The following is a 1,276-nucleotide window of genomic DNA, read 5'->3' as shown; positions in this document are numbered from 1 at the left end:
TGGAGTGAACCCCTCGGGCTGGACCACGGGAGCAAGAAAAACTGATACACTCTGCGGGCCTCTATCGGAGAAGGCTCATGAAGTCCCGAGGTCCATATCGACGGCATTCGACGCCGTTCAAATTGCAGCTTTGCCAAGATATCCGAAACGGCGTTATCGGACGGCGCGACGCGCAGCGCTCCTACGGTGTTTCGGCCAACCTCATCCAGTTATGGCTCACGCAGTTCGATCGCGGCGAGCTGAATGATGAAGAGGCCGAGGCCAGCGTCATTGCGGAGTACGAGGCCCACATTGCGGCGCTCGAACGTAAGGTCGGCCAGCTCACTATGGAGCTGGACCTGGTTAAAAAAACACCGCGCCAGCCGATCGCCGGAGACAGCGGGAACTCCTCCATCGTCACCGGTCCCCGGCCTGTTCTGTCAGACGGGGGTGCAAAATGATCGATCTCCCGAGGAGCACCTACTATTACCGATCAACTGGGAGAGCGTTGAACCTGGGGGATGCGGAACTCGTTGCAATGATCGAAGACATTCAGGACGAGCTGCCCTGCTACGGATACCGGCGCGTGACACACGAGCTTCATCGAAGAGGCCACCTCGTTAATCACAAGCGTGTCGCCCGCGTCATGCGGGCCAACGGCCTCGGGATCAAGCCGCGCAAGCGGTATGTTCGCACGACGGATAGCAATCACGATTCACCGATCTACCCGAACCTTTATCGCAATGTTATCCCGTCGCGGCCTGACATGGTCTGGGTGGCTGACTTCACATACATCCGCATAGCCGTCGGTTTTTGCTATCTTGCCGTCATTCTCGACGCTTGCAGCCGGAAAGTCGTCGGCTACGGTCTGTCAAAACGCCTGGATACGCCGCTGGCGCTGGCCGCACTACATTCAGCCATCGAGAACAGAAAGCCTCCGCCCGGCTGCATTCACCACACGGACCGCGGATGCCAATACGCAAGTGAGACCTATCGACGAGCGCTCGATGCCGCCGGCCTACAGGGTTCCATGAGCGCCGTTGGCAACCCATACCATAATGCGCAGGCCGAAAGCTTCATGAAGACTCTGAAAGTAGAGGACATCTATCCGGCTGAGTATGAAACCTTCGCTGACGTCGCCGAGCGATTGCCCAGGTTCATCGAAGAAGTCTACAATGCCAAGCGGCTGCACTCAGCCCTTGGCTATCGATCGCCAGAAGAATTTGAAACCCAACTCGCCCAGCAGGCGGCTTAGTTTGAAGCGCCCCGCTGGTCCAGCCCGAAGGGTTCACTCCAA

At 58.1% G+C, this 1,276-nt stretch carries 2 protein-coding genes; both read left to right on the top strand.

What is annotated here, in order from left to right; genetic code table 11:
- Positions 1-77 precede the first annotated feature (77 nt).
- A complete protein-coding gene (locus QO005_RS24160) occupies positions 78-440 on the top strand; it encodes a transposase (protein ID WP_307160565.1) in 363 nt (120 codons plus the stop codon).
- Entirely contained in the window at positions 437-1,234 is a 798-nt protein-coding gene (locus tag QO005_RS24155) for an IS3 family transposase (protein WP_307160564.1), read from the top strand. The genes QO005_RS24160 and QO005_RS24155 overlap by 4 nt, the downstream gene beginning before the upstream one ends.
- The last annotated feature ends 42 nt before the right edge of the window (positions 1,235-1,276 follow it).

This window comes from Allorhizobium paknamense (assembly GCF_030815125.1).
GTDB lineage: Bacteria > Pseudomonadota > Alphaproteobacteria > Rhizobiales > Rhizobiaceae > Allorhizobium > Allorhizobium paknamense.
Note: the sequence above shows the minus strand (reverse complement) of the source record. Positions and strands in the feature narration are given on the sequence as shown.